Genomic DNA, 17,133 nt, shown 5'->3' on the forward strand with positions numbered 1-17,133 from the left:
TTCACCTGCTGTTTTGTTCTGTAAAAATCATAGGGCGAACGAAGATCAAATGTGGGAGCTGGCTTGCCTGCGATGCCGGCGACTCGGTTTCTGAGTAAGACCGAGGTGTTGCTATCGCAGGCAAGCCAGCTCCCACATACAGCTCGTTCACTTAAATCCGAGCTATTTCCACCAGTATTCGACCTGCACACCCACATTCGACCCATGCCGCGCGGTGCCGTAGGCGCCGGTGTCGGACAACGCCGAGCCCGCCGCCAGTTCATTCGCCGCGCGTTTGGCCGCTTCGTTCCAGGTTGCGTAGGTGTAGTACAAACGCACTTCCGGCCGCGCCCAGAAATCCGGGCCGTTGGGCGACCAGGTCGGGGCGAAGGTAAATTTGCTCAGCTTGCGTGTTCCGCCAGCAGCGTCGACTTGATCATGCCCAAGTTCGGTGACCAGCTTGAACTGCTCGCTGATGGCATAGGCCGGGCGCACGCCGATGGACATCCAGGTCTGGTCCTGGCTGCCTGGGCGAATGTCTTTCTGGTACACCGCCTCGACCTGCCCGCCAAAACGCGGGGTGACCTGCCAGTCGAAAAACTCCACGGCGCGGTAGCTTTTGCTGCTGTTATCCAGGGCGGTATTACCGGTGTAGCCCAGGCCAGTGCCGGGGCCTTCGCCGTACTGCAAGGCGAATTTGTTTTTGCCGCCGAGAAACGGTTTTTGCACATGCTGCGCCGTGATCGCCCACCCGCTGTTGGCGTCGCGGCCGCCAGCTTTTTCGATATAGCTCAGGCCGAACTCCAGCTCACCGCCGGGGTTGGTCTTGAAGCCCGCAACGTTGAAGTCGTGACGGGTGGCGTATTCCTTCTGGTACAGGTTGTCCTTGCGCGACAAGGCGTAGCTGTATTTGAGGTCGCCGATTTTCACGTCCTCGACACCACCGCCGGTGGCGCTCTGGTTCCAGTAGTAGAAGTCGGAAATATGGATGTCGTTACGTTTGTAGTAACGCCGACCCGCCCACAGCGAGCCGCCATTAAGGCTGGGCAGGTTGGACCACTGCGCATACATCTGCGGCATGCGCGCCGAGCCGTTGTCTTCGCCCTGGAACTTCAGGGCGCGGTCGTACTTGTTATAAAGCGATGCCATCGCATCGACGCTGAGCACCGAGCCGTCGTCGAGGGTCAGAAGGTCCTGGCGCAATTCCAGTTCGGCGTATTGCTCGCATTCGTTACCCAAACGGTACTTCGTTTGCGCCCCCGGCAGTTGGAAGCATTGCTGCTTGCCACTGCCCGTTGAAGTGCCCGCGCCGCTGCGCAAGTAACCGGCAAACTCCAGCGCCTGAGCGCCAAAAGGTGCAGTCAGACATGAGGCAATGAGGCCCAGCTTTATTGTTGTTTTCATGAAGCACTCCAAATATTTTTATTATTGTTATTACGTGACGCGCCCCTTGTAGGAATCGGCTTGCCGACGCCTGCAAGGGAAGTGTTTCAGTCCTTGAGGTGCAGGACGAAAGATTCATAAGGGCGCAATACCACGGCGCCCGTACGTAATGGGCAGTCGGGGTAGTTGCTGATCAGCAGGCGTTGCTCGCTCGTCGCGTTGATGACGCCTTCGGGCAGTTGGATTTCGCAGGGCGTGCCATAGAAGTTGTTCAGCACCAGCAAGCGCTCGCCCTGCCCTTCGCGCAGGTACGCCCAAACCTGGCGATGGTCTTGCAGCAGTTGGCGATAAACGCCCTCCTGGATCAGCGGCTCGTGGCGACGCAACGCAATCAGCGCACGGTAGTGATGCAGCACCGAATCAGGGTCATCCAATTGGCTTTCGACGTTGATCTGCGCCGCGTTGGCCGGAATACCGATCCACGGTTCGCCGCTGCTGAAGCCGGCATTGGCTTCGCGGCTCCACTGCATCGGCGTGCGACCGTTGTCGCGCGACTTCTGCATGATCGCCGCCATGCTCGAGGCCTCGGGCTCACCGGCATCACGCTTGAGCCGGAAGATGTTCAAGGTCTCGACATCGCGGTACTGCTCGATCTTGTTGAAGCCAGGGTTGGTCATGCCCAGCTCTTCGCCCTGGTACACATACGGCGTGCCCTGGAGAAAGTGCAGCGCGGTGGCGAGCATCTTGGCCGAGACCACACGGTGTTCGCCGTCGTCACCGAAACGCGAGACCACCCGCGGCTGGTCGTGGTTACACCAGAACAGCGCGTTCCAGCCGCCACCGGCCTGCATACCCAGTTGCCAGTCAGAGAAAATCTGCTTGAGCTGCAGGAAGTCGAAGTCGGCTTTCACCCACTTCTGCAGGTTCGGGTAATCGACTTTCAGGTGATGAAAGTTGAAGGTCATCGACAGCTCTTTCGACGCCGGATTCGAGTAGCGAATGCAGTGCTCCAGGCTGGTCGACGACATTTCGCCGACGTTGATCAGGTCATGCCCTTCGAAGACTTCGCGGTGCATTTGCTGCAGGTATTGGTGCACGTTCGGGCCGTCGGTGTAGAAGCGACGACCGTCAGTGTTGTCCTCGGGGAAATCGGCAGGCTTGGAGATCAGGTTGATCACGTCCAGGCGGAAACCGCCCACGCCTTTGTCGCGCCAAAAGCGCATCAGCTTGAACACCTCGGCGCGCACCTTGGGGTTGTCCCAATTCAGGTCGGCCTGGGTGTGGTCGAACAGGTGCAGGAAGTACTGGCCGGTTTGCGCTTCGTATTCCCAGGCCGAGCCGCCGAACTTGGATTCCCAGTTGTTCGGCTGGTCGCGCCAGATGTAGAAGTCACGGTACGGGTTGTCGAGGCTGCTGCGCGCTTGCTGGAACCACTCATGTTCGATGGAGGTGTGGTTGACCACAATGTCGAGCATCAACTTAATGCCGCGTTTGCCCGCTTCGCTGATCAGCAGGTCGCAGTCGGCCATGGTCCCGTAGCTCGGGTCGATGGCGTAGTAGTCGCTGATGTCGTAGCCGTTGTCGCGCTGCGGCGAGCGCAGGAACGGCGTGATCCACAGGTAATCCACGCCCAGCCATTTGAGGTAATCGAGCTTGTCCACGATGCCAAGCAGGTCACCGGTGGCGTTACCCGCGTGGCTGTGGAAGCTTTTAGGGTAGATCTGGTAGATCACCGAGTGTTGCCAGTTTTGCATGGTGGGTTCCTTCAATTAAATTGTGTACTGGCCGTGCGGGCCTCATCGCGGGCAAGCCCGGCTCCCACAGGGGAAAGCATTTCAAGTGTGGGAGCTGGCTTGCCTGCGATAGCGATTGATCAGGCGACCCGGTATCCAGGCCGAACAATTTTCATGCTCAACGCACAGGTCAGAACAAACGGCACCACAATCGCGATGACCATCCCGATCACAAAAACCGGGATGTACTGCGGCAGGATTGAGATAAACGCCGGCAAACCACCGACGCCGATGGCCGAGGCGGTCACCTTGTTCAACGACAGGAAAATGCTGCCCAGCGCAGAGCCCAGCAGCGCGGCATAAAACGGAAACTTGAAGCGCAGGTTCACCCCGAACATCGCCGGCTCAGTGATGCCGAAGTAAGCGGAAATCGCCGAGGTCGACGCCATGCTTTTGTCCCGCGCATTACGGGTCATGTAGAACACGCCCAGTGCGGCACTGCCCTGTGCGAGGTTGGACATGACGATCATCGGCCAGATAAACGTGCCGCCCTGGGTGGAGATCAGCTGCAGGTCGACGGCAAGAAACATATGGTGCATGCCGGTGATCACCAGCGGCGCATACAGCAGGCCGAATATCGCCCCGCCGACCATCGGCGCCAGGTCAAACAGGGTGACCACGCCTTCGGTGATCAGGATACCGAGGTGACGCGTGACCGGGCCGATGACCGCCAGGGCCAGCACGCCGGTGACGACGATGGTGGTGATCGGCACCACCAGCAGTTGGATCGCGTTAGGCACACGTGCCCGCAGCCATTTCTCGATGACGCTCATCACATACGCCGCCATCAGGATCGGCAGGATCTGCCCCTGATAACCGACTTTCTCGATCTTGAACCAGCCGAAGATATCGAAGTACGGCAGGCTCTGGCCGTCGAGGCCGGCGACGGCCTTGCCGTAGTTCCAGGCGTTGAGCAGGTCGGGGTGTACCAGCATCAGGCCGAGCACGATGCCGAGGATTTCGCTGCCGCCAAACCGCTTGGCCGCCGACCAACCCACCAGCGCCGGCAGGAACACAAACGAAGTGTTGGCCATCAGGTTGATCAGGCTCCACAGGCCATCCAGGTTCGGGTAGGCCTCGAGCAGCGTCTTGCCCTCGATGAACATGCCCTTGGCGCCCATCAGGTTGTTTATGCCCATCAGCAGGCCGGCGATGATCAGCGCGGGCAGGATCGGCATGAACACGTCGGAGAACACCCGCACCAGACGCTGCATGGCGTTGGTCTTGTCGGCGCCCTTCTTCTTCACGTCGGCAATGGTGGCGGCGGCAAGGCCGGTCTGTTCGCGCAAGGCGGCGTAGACCTTTTCCACTTCGCCGGGGCCGATCACCACTTGGAACAGGCCACCGGTGAAGAACGAACCCTTGACCAGGTCGACCTGGTTCAACGCACTGCTGTTGACCAGGCTCGGGTCCTTGAGCGCCAGGCGCAGGCGGGTCACGCAGTGGGCAGCTTGCTCAAGGTTGTCGCTGCCCCCGAGGTTCTCGAGAATCTCGCGGGCAATAGCTGAATAGTCGTGGCTCATGCTTGGTTTCCACTTTGATTTTTTTATTTGGGGGCAGTCATTGGCAGCACGCCGAGGCCAAAAGTACTCGTCTGTACGAGTTAAATCAACAACTCGTCTGTACGAGTCACAAATTGTTTATATTTCTGAATTTTGAGTCAGGCATTTCCTTTTCTTCCACTGGGGTCGAATGGACAAACCTCACCTCTGCCACTAAGGTTCCTGCCTTGAACGCGCCGTTCACCTTCATCACGTCGGGCATAGAGCCAAACCATGAGCAAATACAACCAGATCTATACGGATCTGCTTGCCAGCATCACCACTGAACGCCTGCAACGCGGCACGCGCCTTCCCTCCGAAACCGAACTGATGGACGCCTACCAGGCCAGCCGTGGCACCGTGCGTCGGGCCATTGAGCAGTTGCAGGAACGTGGCTTTGCACAAAAAATCCACGGCAAGGGCACCTTTGTGTTGTCGCCAAACCCCATCGAGTTCCAACTGGGCGGCATCGTCAGCTTCCACGAAACCCACGCTGACCTGGGCGATGACGTACGCACCGAAGTCGTCGAATTCAGCCAATTCCCACTGGAAGGTTCACTGCTGCAACACGTCGAAGCCGAACCCGGCACCGTGATAACGCGGATAAAACGGGTACGGCGCATCGGCGGCAAACGGGTGATTCTCGACATCAACCACTTCGTCGCCGACCTGATCCCAGGCCTGGACCGCGACATCGCCGAACAGTCGATCTACGCGTTTATCGAACAGACGTTGCAGCTGCAGATCAGCTACGCGCAACGCACCATCGAGGCACTGCCGCGCAGCAAGGATGATCAGACCCATCTGGACCTCGAAGGTCAGAGCCATGTGATTGTGGTGAGCAACCAGACGTTTTTGCAGGATGGAAGGCAGTTCGAGTACACCGAATCGCGGCATACGTTGGATAAGTTTTACTTTTCGGATATCGCGCGGCGCTAGAAGACAAACAGAGATCAAATGTGGGAACGGGCTTGCTCGCGAATACGGTAGATCAGCCAATAAATTTATTGACTGACACACCGCCTTCGCGGGCAAGCTCGCTCCCACATTTTGATCGCACTTCAAAACACAAAACCCCGGCACATGGCCGGGGTTTTGTTATTCAGCGTTCACCTGCTATCGCAGGATCACTCCCACTCTATTATAAACAACCTATAAAAGTCTTTATATATCAATGGATTGGCATATGAGCAGCCTCTAAAGCCATGAAATATGCCATAACTGGTAACATAGACAGTCGTCTTGGTTCCCAATCGGAAAAATCTTTGTCCCGCGTCTTGCCCAAATGCATCAGCTATTTGCCGTAATAAGATGGCGAGCTCTCCAGAGTCTCCCTCTCGACCAATTTCAGCCAGCAGCTCGGCTACATAGTTCGGATCAGAGCAGAACGTCTCAGCCATAGCTTGATCGTGACTACGACTTTTCATTTGTAGCATCCTCATTGCTGAACGAACGCTCCAAGGATACGCGATACAACGTACAGGCGCGGAATTCGACTTTGCCATCACCCACATAGCGACGGACTCGTCAACTGAATCCGCGCCGACCAATTGGTTTATGCGGCGGCTTGACGACACCCGCAATATCATAGGCTAGAGAAAGTGCCGCATTTTTTTTCCTCTTCTATTCATATTGTGAGGGTCGTTATGCCTACTCGTTTATCTCTAGAACACGTGTGAGAGGATGACAGTTAGTCTCATGTCGAAGACCTGTTCTAAGAAAATTAAAACACTTTTTGGGTAGAGACTGATACCTAGCCACAAGATTGGTATTATTTATTTCATCTTCGACGGAAAGTGTCGTTTGCTTGAATACTCGAATCGTATCGAGATGATCAAATAACTCCTGCATAACTCCAAGATCTCTCAAGAAACCTCGAATTAGGTTCTTGTCTTGCTCGCCTATCCTGGTAGTAGAACCAAACAATGCATCGTCGCCAATATCCTTCCCGCAGATTAATTTGACTGATAGGTGAGGACCTATTAACTTCTTTAACTCGACTTCTATTTTTTTCACGCCAGCAGATGTGTATAAAATAGTACAGATATTTATAACACTTAGACCTTTGAGGCGTTTAACCAACTCTTCCTGCTGATGTTTAGCCACCTCAAAATTGTTTGAAGCAGACCTAGTCTCAACACCTAGAAGATAAAACCTCATCGAAGAAATTATTTGCGCACCCGAAATTATATTATCAGTAACTAAAGTGGCATGATTTGCACCTGGAGAAATATTTAATGGCGATAGCCGGTCAACATCTCTTCCAAGAGTCGTAAACTTAAATAGAACTCTGTGTGTTCCATTATAATCCCCAATACGCTTTATAAGGAACGGGTTAGAACCTTGATCTTGCAACAACCCCTCGACTTTTCTTGAAAAAGCATCTATGTCATCTTTTCGCATAACTACATGAGCAGATATCAAAGTTATCAACATCTGATGAAACTTTTTCGGTAGCGCTCCAAGCCACTTTATTAGGTTTTTCTGCGCCTCTATTCTAGTAACATCACGATGTTGCGAAATAACATCAATTGCAGAGTCAAAATTATTTAACGAAGAAATAGCAGCCGCATCAAAAGTCGAGGCCGGGTAGCTTCTTATTGTAATGCCAGTAGAAGTGGTCTTCCCTGCTCTTTTTACGACAGAGTCATAAACCTTACTGATTGAACTATTGATTGATGCAACGTAAATATCTGGCGAGCCTTCAAAAAAATAAATATGTTCCGAAGAGCTTATTGCGACTGTGTGCCTAGCTTCAAACGGAACCACCTCATTAGTGGTAATATTTATCAGCTTTATATTTTTGAACTTATAGTCCCTACCATTTATATTTAAAGATTCATTTAAAGGCGAAATCCTTGGATAGACACGTACAAACTTATCAATATCAAGAGCTGGTAACTCCGAGTCATGAAACTCAACCAACCTGCTCAAACGATATCTGTATTGTTCAATATCTTTATGAAGATATAGCGACAGAGATGGAGACACTTCAGTGGGTATGATTTTGAGGGAAGCCTCGACCGTTTCTAGTAATTGTATAGGGGTTTTGTCACGGGGCTTTGTGTTTTGATCTACCGCATAAATATGCCGATCTTCAGTGGACTGATTGCATCGATGATATTGATTTATAAATTTATCAATCCTCCTAACCGGTTCAGCTTCTTTCATACATAAATATAGAGCAGCTGCTGCGGCAATATCAAAATGAAAGTCATCTTCGATATCATTTATTTCTTCCAACTGAAGTGAGAAGTATTTTATAAAATTCACGACAACCAAGTCGTCATCAAGATTATCAATATATTTCTCTTTAATCGAAAGTAAGCTTTTTTTATCATCTGGCTCAGAGCGAAAATAGCTTCGAATGAAGTTTTTCTGATTATTAACGAGAGGCTCAACGTTTTCAGTTCTGTCTTCAAATATTATCGCCCTTGAATTCATCAGTTCGTTACTAAAAGGGAGCAAAGTGTTATTGCTTAAAATTCGATCACGGCAAAAGATATTGGGGTACGTGTCTCCGCTGCTACAGAAACTTATGATACTGAGCAATTGCTTCAATTTCTGCGATGTACTCTGGCCTGCAAGAAGTCCTGCTAAATTATTTAAGGACGATGAATTATACTCAACAATAACTTCACTGTAACCGTTATGTTCACTTGCTGGCATACTTGACGGATGGAAGTGGGCAGTGGGCTTCCTAAAAAGGACAAGATTGCCTTTTTTCAACATAATCGAGCTGTTCTCTATTATGTTTTTCTCGAACCATGACTTATTGGTCGTGGGAAATAACAGCGTATCGTCTTTCTCGATAAGCCACTTATAAAACACTGCTTTATGTTTTATTGCCTCAAGTGCTTTTTCGACGTTGGCACTCTTCAGACTTCCATCTTGAAAAGTTATGTAAATCAATAGCAAATTATGAAACTTTTCAAACACCTTCCTTTTATCATCAAGCCCGCGAAATATATTTCCATCTATAATCGCAGAAATTATTAGGAGAGCTTTTTCTTCGCTATACTCAATATCGACTATCTTGCTGAACCAGTCAGGAGACTTATGTGTAATTTCCGCATCACAACTATTAAAAACATGCGCACAGTACTTCCAGGCACTTGCTAAAAGCTCAGGTGATTTGTTTTTGCTAGAAATGGAGAACAGACAAAGCAAATAGTAATATTTCGAAGCGATTGAGGGAGAATCGATTTCTGGCGAAACTGTAGTCGATAGTTTTCCGTTACTTTCATCAGTCGAAAGCTTAGCGTAAAAAGTAATAGCTAAGTTATTAAGATCAGCACGACTTATTTTGGTACTAGCACAGAGAGGATACATCGCCTCAACAAAATCTGGCAGTGACTTTATATCATTAAGAGATGTATTTATCTGATTAACAAGCGGAGTTGTAACACTAAGAAGACTTACACTCTGCATTGCTTTAAGACTATTTATTATAACATTTGGAGATATATTCTTAATATCAATGTCAGCACCGAATACTATAGCAAGGTACGCTAGATTTTCGTTGGTTAGCTCACTAGGTGAAAGCTTACTTTCCAGGTCTACGATTAAGCGCTTTAGGGGCTCGGCAACCGATTTACTGGACTCTAGTACAGTAATGATGCAAGCGGTTAACACCTCTGATTGAAGTTCATCAAACCGTGCTACCTTATAAAGTTCAGCCCAGTTTTCCTGTGAATCCAAGACGAAATTGAATAAGTGCTTATACAAGCTGCCTCTACCAATTCCTTCTTTTAAAGTAGGCTCAACCTTTTCCCTTTTCCATGTATCTAGCTGCGGCACTCCAGCCAAATGAGAAAATATAAACGCCAGATCATTATCACAACTATCTGATTGAACAAGATTCATAAACTCAGTAATGGCTAGATTTTTTTGCGTATCGGTTGAGTCAGCATAGTTTTTCGAAACTTTGTCAACTGCGTACTTTGATTGCGAGCGATAGCTATCGAAGTCCTCAGAAAAGTTTTTTATCTGTGTTACTACTGTTTTTTCGTTGTTAATTTCCAAGCCTAGAAGGCTAAGCTCTGTTCGCAATTCGTTGAGTACACTTTTCGCCGCCTCCTCGTTAGGTGCAATGAAAAAAATATCATCGACATAACGTTGATACAGATATAACTCTTCTTTTTGAATTTTTGTATCGAATAACTGATCGAGGTTATCAAGATATATCTCAGCAAGATATCTCGCATAAGCCGGGCCTTGAGGCAACCCTATTTTAGAATCAACGGTTTTTTCTGTTATATCAAAAAGAGTATCAATATGTGCTTTATAAGAAGCTTTAGACGACTCGGATAATGCACTAGATTTAGCTTCTATCCGTGAGTTTGTTCCTCCAAGAAGCATCCTTTTTAGATTGTCATGCGGAATCATATCGTAAAAGCTTTTGATATCAGTTTTAACGATGTAGCATTCCTGGTTGCCTGCATCTTCGATAGCCTCGCTTATGTTAGATACAAACTTTATCCAAAGGTACAGCCATGGTTGAAATATATACCCTCCACTAAATCCCTTATTAGGTCTATAGCCATGAGAGTTAATACTCGGCTGGAAGTTTAAAAAATATATGAGTTGCTTAAGAATACACGAAGTAGCTATCCTCTCAGGCGCCTTCAACGTGACCAGTAATCTTATTTTATTTTTTTCATTTCTTAAGTGCTTATAAAACCCAGCCGCCCTAGGATTACTTATTACATCGCAAACCAGATTGTACAACCTATCATTGTCATCAGAAGCAAGTTCATTAATTATGTTTTTTGACTGAGCCTCGTCATTCAGAAAAAGATAGCTTAGCTCAGCCGCTTTGGTAATCTCTATATCAGCCCTCGATATTTCAAATGTAGCATCTTCATACTGAACAAATTTCGGTATACAGGCGGTTAATAATTCACCAACTGAAAGAGTGGTACTGAAGCTAACCTTTGTTGCTCTCTCTATTTGCTCTTGCGAGGGGAAGTTAAATGAAGAAAGCTTTTTTAATGCGCGGTTGGTTACATCCGAGTCATAATTCTCAGCCTTGCTAAAAATCTCATGCAAAATACACGACCCAGCATTTATTATATTTTTAGCTTGAATGTTACAGAGAAGACCGACCAACAGCTTTCTCTCCTCATGATTAAGTTTTGCGTTTTCTTCTATTTTTCTACCGAGTGCGTTCAGCGGCGCGTAGGCTTCCCAATGCGAAAGTAACTCACACAGCGAGAAGCCATTGTTCTGAACTTTTATAGATTTAATCCTTGCGGGATGAAACTCCTCGTCATGTGCCGTTTCAAAAAAAACCCCCATTGAGTTTTCAATTTCCGACTTACTTGTGCTTTTATGAGCTAATAGTATTTGTAGGTTTTTTCTAACTATCTCATCATCCAGCTCTGTGAACCTTGCAAGCGACGGCATATCATTCGGAGAACCCAATAAAGTTGCATATTGCTTAGACTTCGTATGCTTAGACAAAGGCGATTTGACACCCATGCCAACCCCATCGGTTGGCGTGGGTGTGCTCGGAAAAAGATCTATAGCTATTAGATCTTTATTAAAACTTAGTTCAGCAGCATCTAATAGGGCTTGTTCAATTTCGAATCCAGTGCGATAGCTTATTTTTTCCCTGAACGTGATCCATATGTGAAATCCTCTATTACCAGAAAACTCAAGCAGGTAGGGAACACCAAGAGAGTCTAGTGACTGACAAAAAACATCAACGCTCCGTTCAAGTTCGGCTTGAGCGGCTGATCGATTTTCATCATTCAAGTTAGACTTCAATATATCAAAGTCGAAGCATATCCACTTGATAGTTAAATCAGTGTTTTTCTGATAAATTGCAAGCGAAGCACCATCTTTTATATTTTTCTCTAATAGTTTTGAGGTAATTGCGCCTGCTCTTTTTCTATAAGTTCCGTCGGATTGTTGCTGTGCATGATAGCTTTGATCTGTAGCTAAGAAACCATGGAGCAACTTGGCTAGCTCGTTTAGCATAATCGACCTCACAAAAAATTCATGAAAAACGTTTGTTTACGTTCCTCGACTCAATAGAGTTATATTGCTACCAGCAGAGAAAAAACGAATCTAATGACATTAGCACTTAGCAACTTAACTGGCAGCAACTCAGTCACTTTTAAACTCCGAAAAATTCAGTTAAATATTGATTTTGATTAAAGCCAATAGCTGAGCCGAGCATAGTTATAGAACCGTACGTGCGTCAGGCACGATCTTAAATGACTGGAACGCTAACCTAGACCTAAATACGATGGCGCTGGGAAAATTCTGTTTAACTTTAAGCCTTACCGATTCGATAGGTTCTTCGCACAGTGCGCCCAAGATGACCTCTACCAGTTTAATATCCTCATTGAAAGACCAGAAATGAAGAAGTTCTTCAGCAGACGCCTCATTCAGATTCACGAAGCGGCGGTACTCTTCCTCATACCTCCATCCTGCGGACTTGGTACGCAGTAACTCTTGCTGCAACTCCTCACTCAAGTCGTGAGGAGTTGATGTTGATGTCAGAGCGGCGCGGATCCGATTATCTTGGTAGCTAACCTGCTGAACGGTGTCACGACTGACGTCGAATCCCAAACAGATTCCTGTGTGTTTCTCAGCATAATGGCTCCACATCACAGGTTCTGACCAGTCACCGGCAAAACACAGTAGGCCCATCAGCGAATGGCTCTTATCTTTCCAGTTCCTAACAACCTGGCGGGTTTTGTGTTCTTTAAAGTTAGCTGCAAGTAGCTCGAAGGGATCATTCAGATCGGCAAGCCTAGAAACTTTAATACGCCGAAGTTGTATGTTGCTAAGTGCGTGGCGGACACTAGTGAGGTTGTACAGGCGAATTGCCGAGGGATCGGCGGGCGGACTGCAGGCTATCGCGCTGCCCATATCTGATTTATAGCCTGCTGAGATCCATTCGTTTCTCAGTCTTTCATGAGTGGCCATACCTGCTTCCTTACCCTGATTTTTGTATTTTCCAGCTGCGCAATATGCACCTGACTCAATTTCAGCCTCCCATACAGATCGGCTCGACATTGCCACCCTAATATCCTAGACCACTCCGGCGTCTACTCTTGGCGTTTTCTGCCTTTTGCACAAAAACTCAATCAACGCCAAAGCGAATTTCGGTCCGGGTAGAAGGTAACATTCGCACCCGTCCCTCTCCCGCAAGATTCGATTTTTGCTTTTCAAATCGGCCGCGGCAGTCAGGTTAACAATCGGCCGCATAGGCATCGTCAAACCGGAGGGTCGAAAGTAGCCCATCCCCCCCGCCCTCTTAGCCGCGCTCGGTGTTCGACACCTTCCTCAGCAAACCAACACTCGATAGGCTTGCTGCTTTAGCGTGTCTTTTTTCGCCCATCAGGGGCGCTTCTGTGGTCGCTGTGTTTTGGCTCTCAGACGCGGCAGCGAATGCGCGCGTCGCGGAGCAAGATCCGTCGAGCCGCAGGCGAGTAAGGGTAGGTGGTGGAGGCCCTAGCTGCGGAGCAGCGTAGGCCTACAACACACATCTTGCCGTCCGATTCGACGCAAATACATGCGTATTTTTGCGAACGGTTCATATCTAGCATACCTACGCATATCTGCGCATCTTTGAGCTAGATTACGCATGGTAAGTAGACAATTTTTTGCGCATACTTGCGTAATCATGCTTAAGCGGAGGTTTGATGATGAGGACACCAAAAGAAGGGCTTACTGGCGCGGGGCGAGTGGCGTTTTTAGCGCGCCTCGATGAGTTTCGGGGTCTCATTCAAGCCGGGTGGCCGGTGACGGTCGTTTATGAGAACCACGGCGGAGATAACACGGGGCTGAGCTACAGCCAGTTCGCTCGGTACGTAGGAAAGTACATCCGCAAGCCGACCAAACGTGGCGCCCAGCAGCCCACAATTCCTGACGAAATAACAACTCCGGTAGCGCCGGTGCCAGAACAAATGCAGTCCGGCACCCCAACGGTACCAGCCCCTATGTCGAAGCCCCGACCTGGGTTCCGGCATGACCCAAGTAGCGGCAACAACCGTGATGATCTTATATAGCCTTCTAACGGTTTAGCCTTTTCGCTGCACATCTTTCAAGCGGCCCGAAGTACCTACTGGAAGTAGAAGCCCAATATTCGGTACATTCCGAACAGGTCGGATTGAACAAATAATCGCCACGAATTGATCTTCCCTATGTCAACCTAATTAGCCAATCATTCCATCGATGCAACCGGCATGTCCGGGCACGATCAGGCACTGACCCAAGTGACTGATAGAGGCCGGGAAATGCACCAAAAAATCACAACGTCCATTATCGCCAAAACGCCGCTGGCAACAATTCCCCTGCGCGAAACGACCATTTCTCCTGCTTGGAAACTCCGTCGTCAGGCGGCCTATGGTGCCAAAATTGCCGTATCGGTCTTTTTCGGATTGGCCATGTACATCGCTCCACCCCCGGCTAACGCCATCTATTGCTCGAACTGCTCGACGTTCTATCAGCAGATGTTCGAGTACGTCGAGGCCGTTAATACCGCCTTGAACACCGCCGAGACGTTACAGACGCAAATTCAGCAGTATCAGAACATGGTCACTCAAGGCACCGGCTTGCCTAGCTCAATGTTCGGCAGCGTCGCGGCCGATCTCAAAAAAGTGGCCAACATCTACACCCGCTCGCAGTCTCTAGGCCGCCAGATCCATAACATGGACTCGCAGTTCAATACGGCTTTTCCCGGCTTTCAATCCTACCTGAATCAAGCTGCAAACTCGGCAGAAGTACCGTCGGGCGAGCGCTATCAGAAGTGGTCAGAGCAAAACCGCGACAGCGTGAAAATGGCGCTTGAGGCGGCGAACCTCAACACCAGCACTTTCGAGTCTGAGGATACCCAGCTCGATCACATGGTGGCTCGCTCACAGTCGGCCGTAGGCCGGATGCAGGCCATTCAGGTAGGCAACGAGATAGCCTCTCAGAACGTTCAGCAGTTGCAAAAGCTGCGCGATCTACTGGCCACGCAAATAACCATGCAAGGTAACTATATGGCTCAGCAGGGCGACCGGAAGGCTGCTAGCGAAGCCGCCGAGCAAAAGTTTGAGGCCCGTAAAAATAACTGGGGGCCTTCCGAGGATTTCTAACCATGTTCATATCTAAAAATCTGATCGTTGGGTTATGCATCGCCTCTGCTCTTGGAGGCTCTGCTCTATCTGGATTCATTGTTTCTATCCGCACCGATTGCGTGGCTGTTGAGCGGTCGATGCAATCAGACACGGATAAGAACTTTGAAGCACGGAAAAACAACTGGGGCCAGTCTGAGGATTTCTAACTATGCAACGCTCAGCATTTGTAGCACTGATTATTGCAGTACTTTTGCTTTCGGCCGGTAGCGCGATGGCAGCAGGAGATGTAACTCAAAGCAATGAAATGAACGGGCTTTTGCGGATGCTCTATCAAGCCGCAAGCGAATGGTCACCACGGCTACAGGGTTATGCACTCAAATTACTGGCATCTCTCGCTCTCATCCAATTGGTTTGGACGTTCATGCCTTTAGTGATGAGACAAGCTGACTTAGGCGAAATTGTCGGAGAGCTGATCCGCTTCTTCATGACCATTGGCTTTTTCTACGCAGTCATCGAACATTCCGTGCCATGGGCGACAGCCGTAGTGGACAGTTTCCGAGAGGCTGCGGGCACGGCTAGCGGCTTGGGCCGTGCGCTTCAGCCCGGTGATATGTTCGCGGTGGCTGTCAACTTCTCACGCACCATCGTGGAAGGCATTTCACTTTTTTCTCCGGGTAAAGCAATTCTTATCGCGCTTGTTGGCTGCTTGGTTTTACTGTGCTTCGCCTTTATCGCGGCATTTATGTTTGTGACGCTTGTAGAGTCGTACGTCATCATTAATGCCTCCGTACTGTTCTTCGGTTTCGGTAGTTCGCAATGGACTCGCGATTTTGCAATTGCACCACTCCGCTTCGTTGTTGCAGTGGGTGCCAAGCTGTTCGTCTTAACATTGATCGTAGGAATTATTGTCACGTCGGCTAAGTCCTGGTTAGCCGCTTATACCAATGACGAAGCATCTCTGATGACATTGGCAGGTTTGGCTTTGGTATGCGCCTACCTGACCAAGACTATTCCCGAACTGATTGGCGGGATGATCAGCGGCACGTCAATGGGTGGAGGTTCGGCCATCGGTGGAATGGCAGCGGCTGGCGCTGCCGGTGCTGCTGCCGCAGTCGCCACCATCGCCACGGCCGGTGCCGCTGCGCCCGCTGCCGCTGGGGCGCTTGGCGCTGCCAGTGGTGGTGCAAGTGCCGCAGGGGCGGCTGGTAGCGGAGGATTGGCTGGCTCTATCAACTCCAGCTTTGCCGGTGCGGCAAACTCCGGTATCGGTGCATCGGCCTCAATGGGCAACGCCGCGTCCTATGGAGTGGGTGCCAGCAATGGTGGCGGTGCAGCCATCAAAGTCTCTACATCAGCAGGGTCGAGCGTGGGTGGCGGTACAACTAAAGCGACGCCCAGCCCTGCCCAGCCACTTAACAGCGGCGTGCAGCAGGCCGCCAAGCAGGCTGGAAAGGTAGTGCAAGACAACGGCGACAAAGACAAACAACAAGAGACACCCAAAAGGGGTACTGAAGTGTCGGAAAATTCCCTATCTAAAGCGGCGAATGGAGGTGCGAAGGTGCTCGGGGTGATGGCTTCAATGGCTGTACCGGGCATGGAGAATGCGCACGGCCTATCCCTTGGTGCTGGATCAACCCCACCTTCAAATAGCGAGGCCAATTCGGCCGCTCCAAACAGCGGCGGAGAGTTAGCCGCTGATTCCGAGCAGGGGGATTCCAACGTGATCCGTCCAGCCTCAGACGCAAGCCCTACTACTGGTCGCCTAGCCTCGCTGAGTGTGCCGGGTACGGCCTCCAACAACGAAAAAACGGAGAAATAATCATGATGGGCTTTCTGATGCTCGCTGGATTCGTAGTATTCGCCTTTACGTTCGCCGTTGGCATGTGGGCACTCGGCCGGTGGCTGCGAAGCAAAGGTTACGGGCCGCAGCTGGACAAGCTGGATCGGCAGTACACGGCGTTGCAGCTTCGCGTTAGCCCGCTCGCACTGTCCGCTTCATATCGCATGTTTGTCGGGGCAGAGGCTGTAAATCGCCTACCTTTGCTGGGCAGCAAGACTAACGCGAACTTGAACCGGCAAGTTTTGTTGTCCATTCGAAGCGTGCAGCAAGCACAGCAGCAGCAGAAATCTGATAAACGCTGATTACTACACGGTTTCAGAGATAATGCTGCTCAAGTGCAGGATTTGTTTGCCGTAACCTAAAACCGCCTCAGATATGCATTTGCTCCAAGACGAATTTCAACAGCTAGAGAAAATTATAAGCTTACTGCCTCCTACGATGCTTCATGCAATCGCAAGAGCCGGATGACTGCTCTCCCACCGCTCTCCCTTTTGGTGTCTAACAGCAGCAGGCCAAAT

The 17,133-nt window shown here is 50.0% G+C and carries 10 protein-coding genes and 1 pseudogene; 5 read left to right on the forward strand and 6 right to left on the reverse strand.

Features of this window, described 5'->3' with window-relative positions; genetic code table 11:
• Positions 1-162: 162 nt before the first annotated feature.
• From L8I05_RS19195 to treP, 3 genes are all read right to left on the reverse strand, one after another.
• The gene (locus tag L8I05_RS19195; protein ID WP_159959641.1) at positions 163-1,383 is read right to left on the reverse strand and encodes a carbohydrate porin; all 1,221 of its coding nucleotides are present in this window, start codon (positions 1,381-1,383) and stop codon (positions 163-165) included.
• Between the two features lie 86 nt (positions 1,384-1,469).
• Positions 1,470-3,116, reverse strand: a complete 1,647-nt coding sequence (gene treC, locus L8I05_RS19200) for an alpha,alpha-phosphotrehalase (RefSeq protein ID WP_242170991.1) — start codon at positions 3,114-3,116, stop codon at positions 1,470-1,472.
• A gap of 119 nt (positions 3,117-3,235) precedes the next feature.
• Positions 3,236-4,678: a PTS system trehalose-specific EIIBC component gene (gene treP, locus L8I05_RS19205; protein ID WP_242170993.1), complete on the reverse strand. Its 1,443-nt coding sequence runs from the start codon at positions 4,676-4,678 to the stop codon at positions 3,236-3,238.
• A gap of 252 nt (positions 4,679-4,930) precedes the next feature.
• On the opposite strand from treP, the gene treR reads away from it, so the two are divergent.
• Complete coding sequence (gene treR / locus L8I05_RS19210) at positions 4,931-5,635, forward strand: trehalose operon repressor (RefSeq protein ID WP_242170995.1); 705 nt, start codon at positions 4,931-4,933, stop codon at positions 5,633-5,635.
• Between the two features lie 335 nt (positions 5,636-5,970).
• Here treR and L8I05_RS19215 read toward each other — a convergent pair.
• The 3 genes and pseudogenes from L8I05_RS19215 to L8I05_RS19225 all read right to left on the reverse strand — a co-directional run.
• Positions 5,971-6,123: pseudogene (locus tag L8I05_RS19215) on the reverse strand (transcriptional regulator); the annotation flags it as partial.
• Positions 6,124-6,346: 223 nt separating this feature from the next.
• The gene (locus tag L8I05_RS19220) at positions 6,347-11,680 is read right to left on the reverse strand and encodes a reverse transcriptase domain-containing protein (RefSeq protein ID WP_242170998.1); all 5,334 of its coding nucleotides are present in this window, start codon (positions 11,678-11,680) and stop codon (positions 6,347-6,349) included.
• Positions 11,681-11,884: 204 nt separating this feature from the next.
• A complete protein-coding gene (locus tag L8I05_RS19225; protein WP_242171002.1) occupies positions 11,885-12,637 on the reverse strand; it encodes a DUF2971 domain-containing protein in 753 nt (250 codons plus the stop codon).
• A 1,313-nt stretch (positions 12,638-13,950) separates the two neighbouring features.
• On the opposite strand from L8I05_RS19225, the gene trbJ reads away from it, so the two are divergent.
• The 4 genes from trbJ to L8I05_RS19245 are packed head-to-tail and all read left to right on the forward strand — an operon-like array spanning position 13,951 to position 16,917.
• Positions 13,951-14,793, forward strand: coding sequence for a P-type conjugative transfer protein TrbJ (trbJ, locus tag L8I05_RS19230; RefSeq protein ID WP_242171003.1), 843 nt, complete (start codon positions 13,951-13,953; stop codon positions 14,791-14,793).
• A 2-nt stretch (positions 14,794-14,795) separates the two neighbouring features.
• The gene (locus L8I05_RS19235) at positions 14,796-14,981 is read left to right on the forward strand and encodes a hypothetical protein (RefSeq protein ID WP_242171006.1); all 186 of its coding nucleotides are present in this window, start codon (positions 14,796-14,798) and stop codon (positions 14,979-14,981) included.
• A 2-nt stretch (positions 14,982-14,983) separates the two neighbouring features.
• Positions 14,984-16,594: a P-type conjugative transfer protein TrbL gene (trbL, locus tag L8I05_RS19240; protein ID WP_242171008.1), complete on the forward strand. Its 1,611-nt coding sequence runs from the start codon at positions 14,984-14,986 to the stop codon at positions 16,592-16,594.
• A 2-nt stretch (positions 16,595-16,596) separates the two neighbouring features.
• Positions 16,597-16,917 carry a hypothetical protein gene (locus L8I05_RS19245; RefSeq protein WP_242171010.1) on the forward strand — a complete coding sequence of 107 codons (321 nt, stop codon included), beginning with the start codon at positions 16,597-16,599 and terminating at the stop codon, positions 16,915-16,917.
• Positions 16,918-17,133: the final 216 nt, after the last annotated feature.

Source organism: Pseudomonas sp. MONT-RG-20F-20-E-7-02 (assembly GCF_022662395.1).
Taxonomy (GTDB): Bacteria; Pseudomonadota; Gammaproteobacteria; order Pseudomonadales; family Pseudomonadaceae; genus Aquipseudomonas.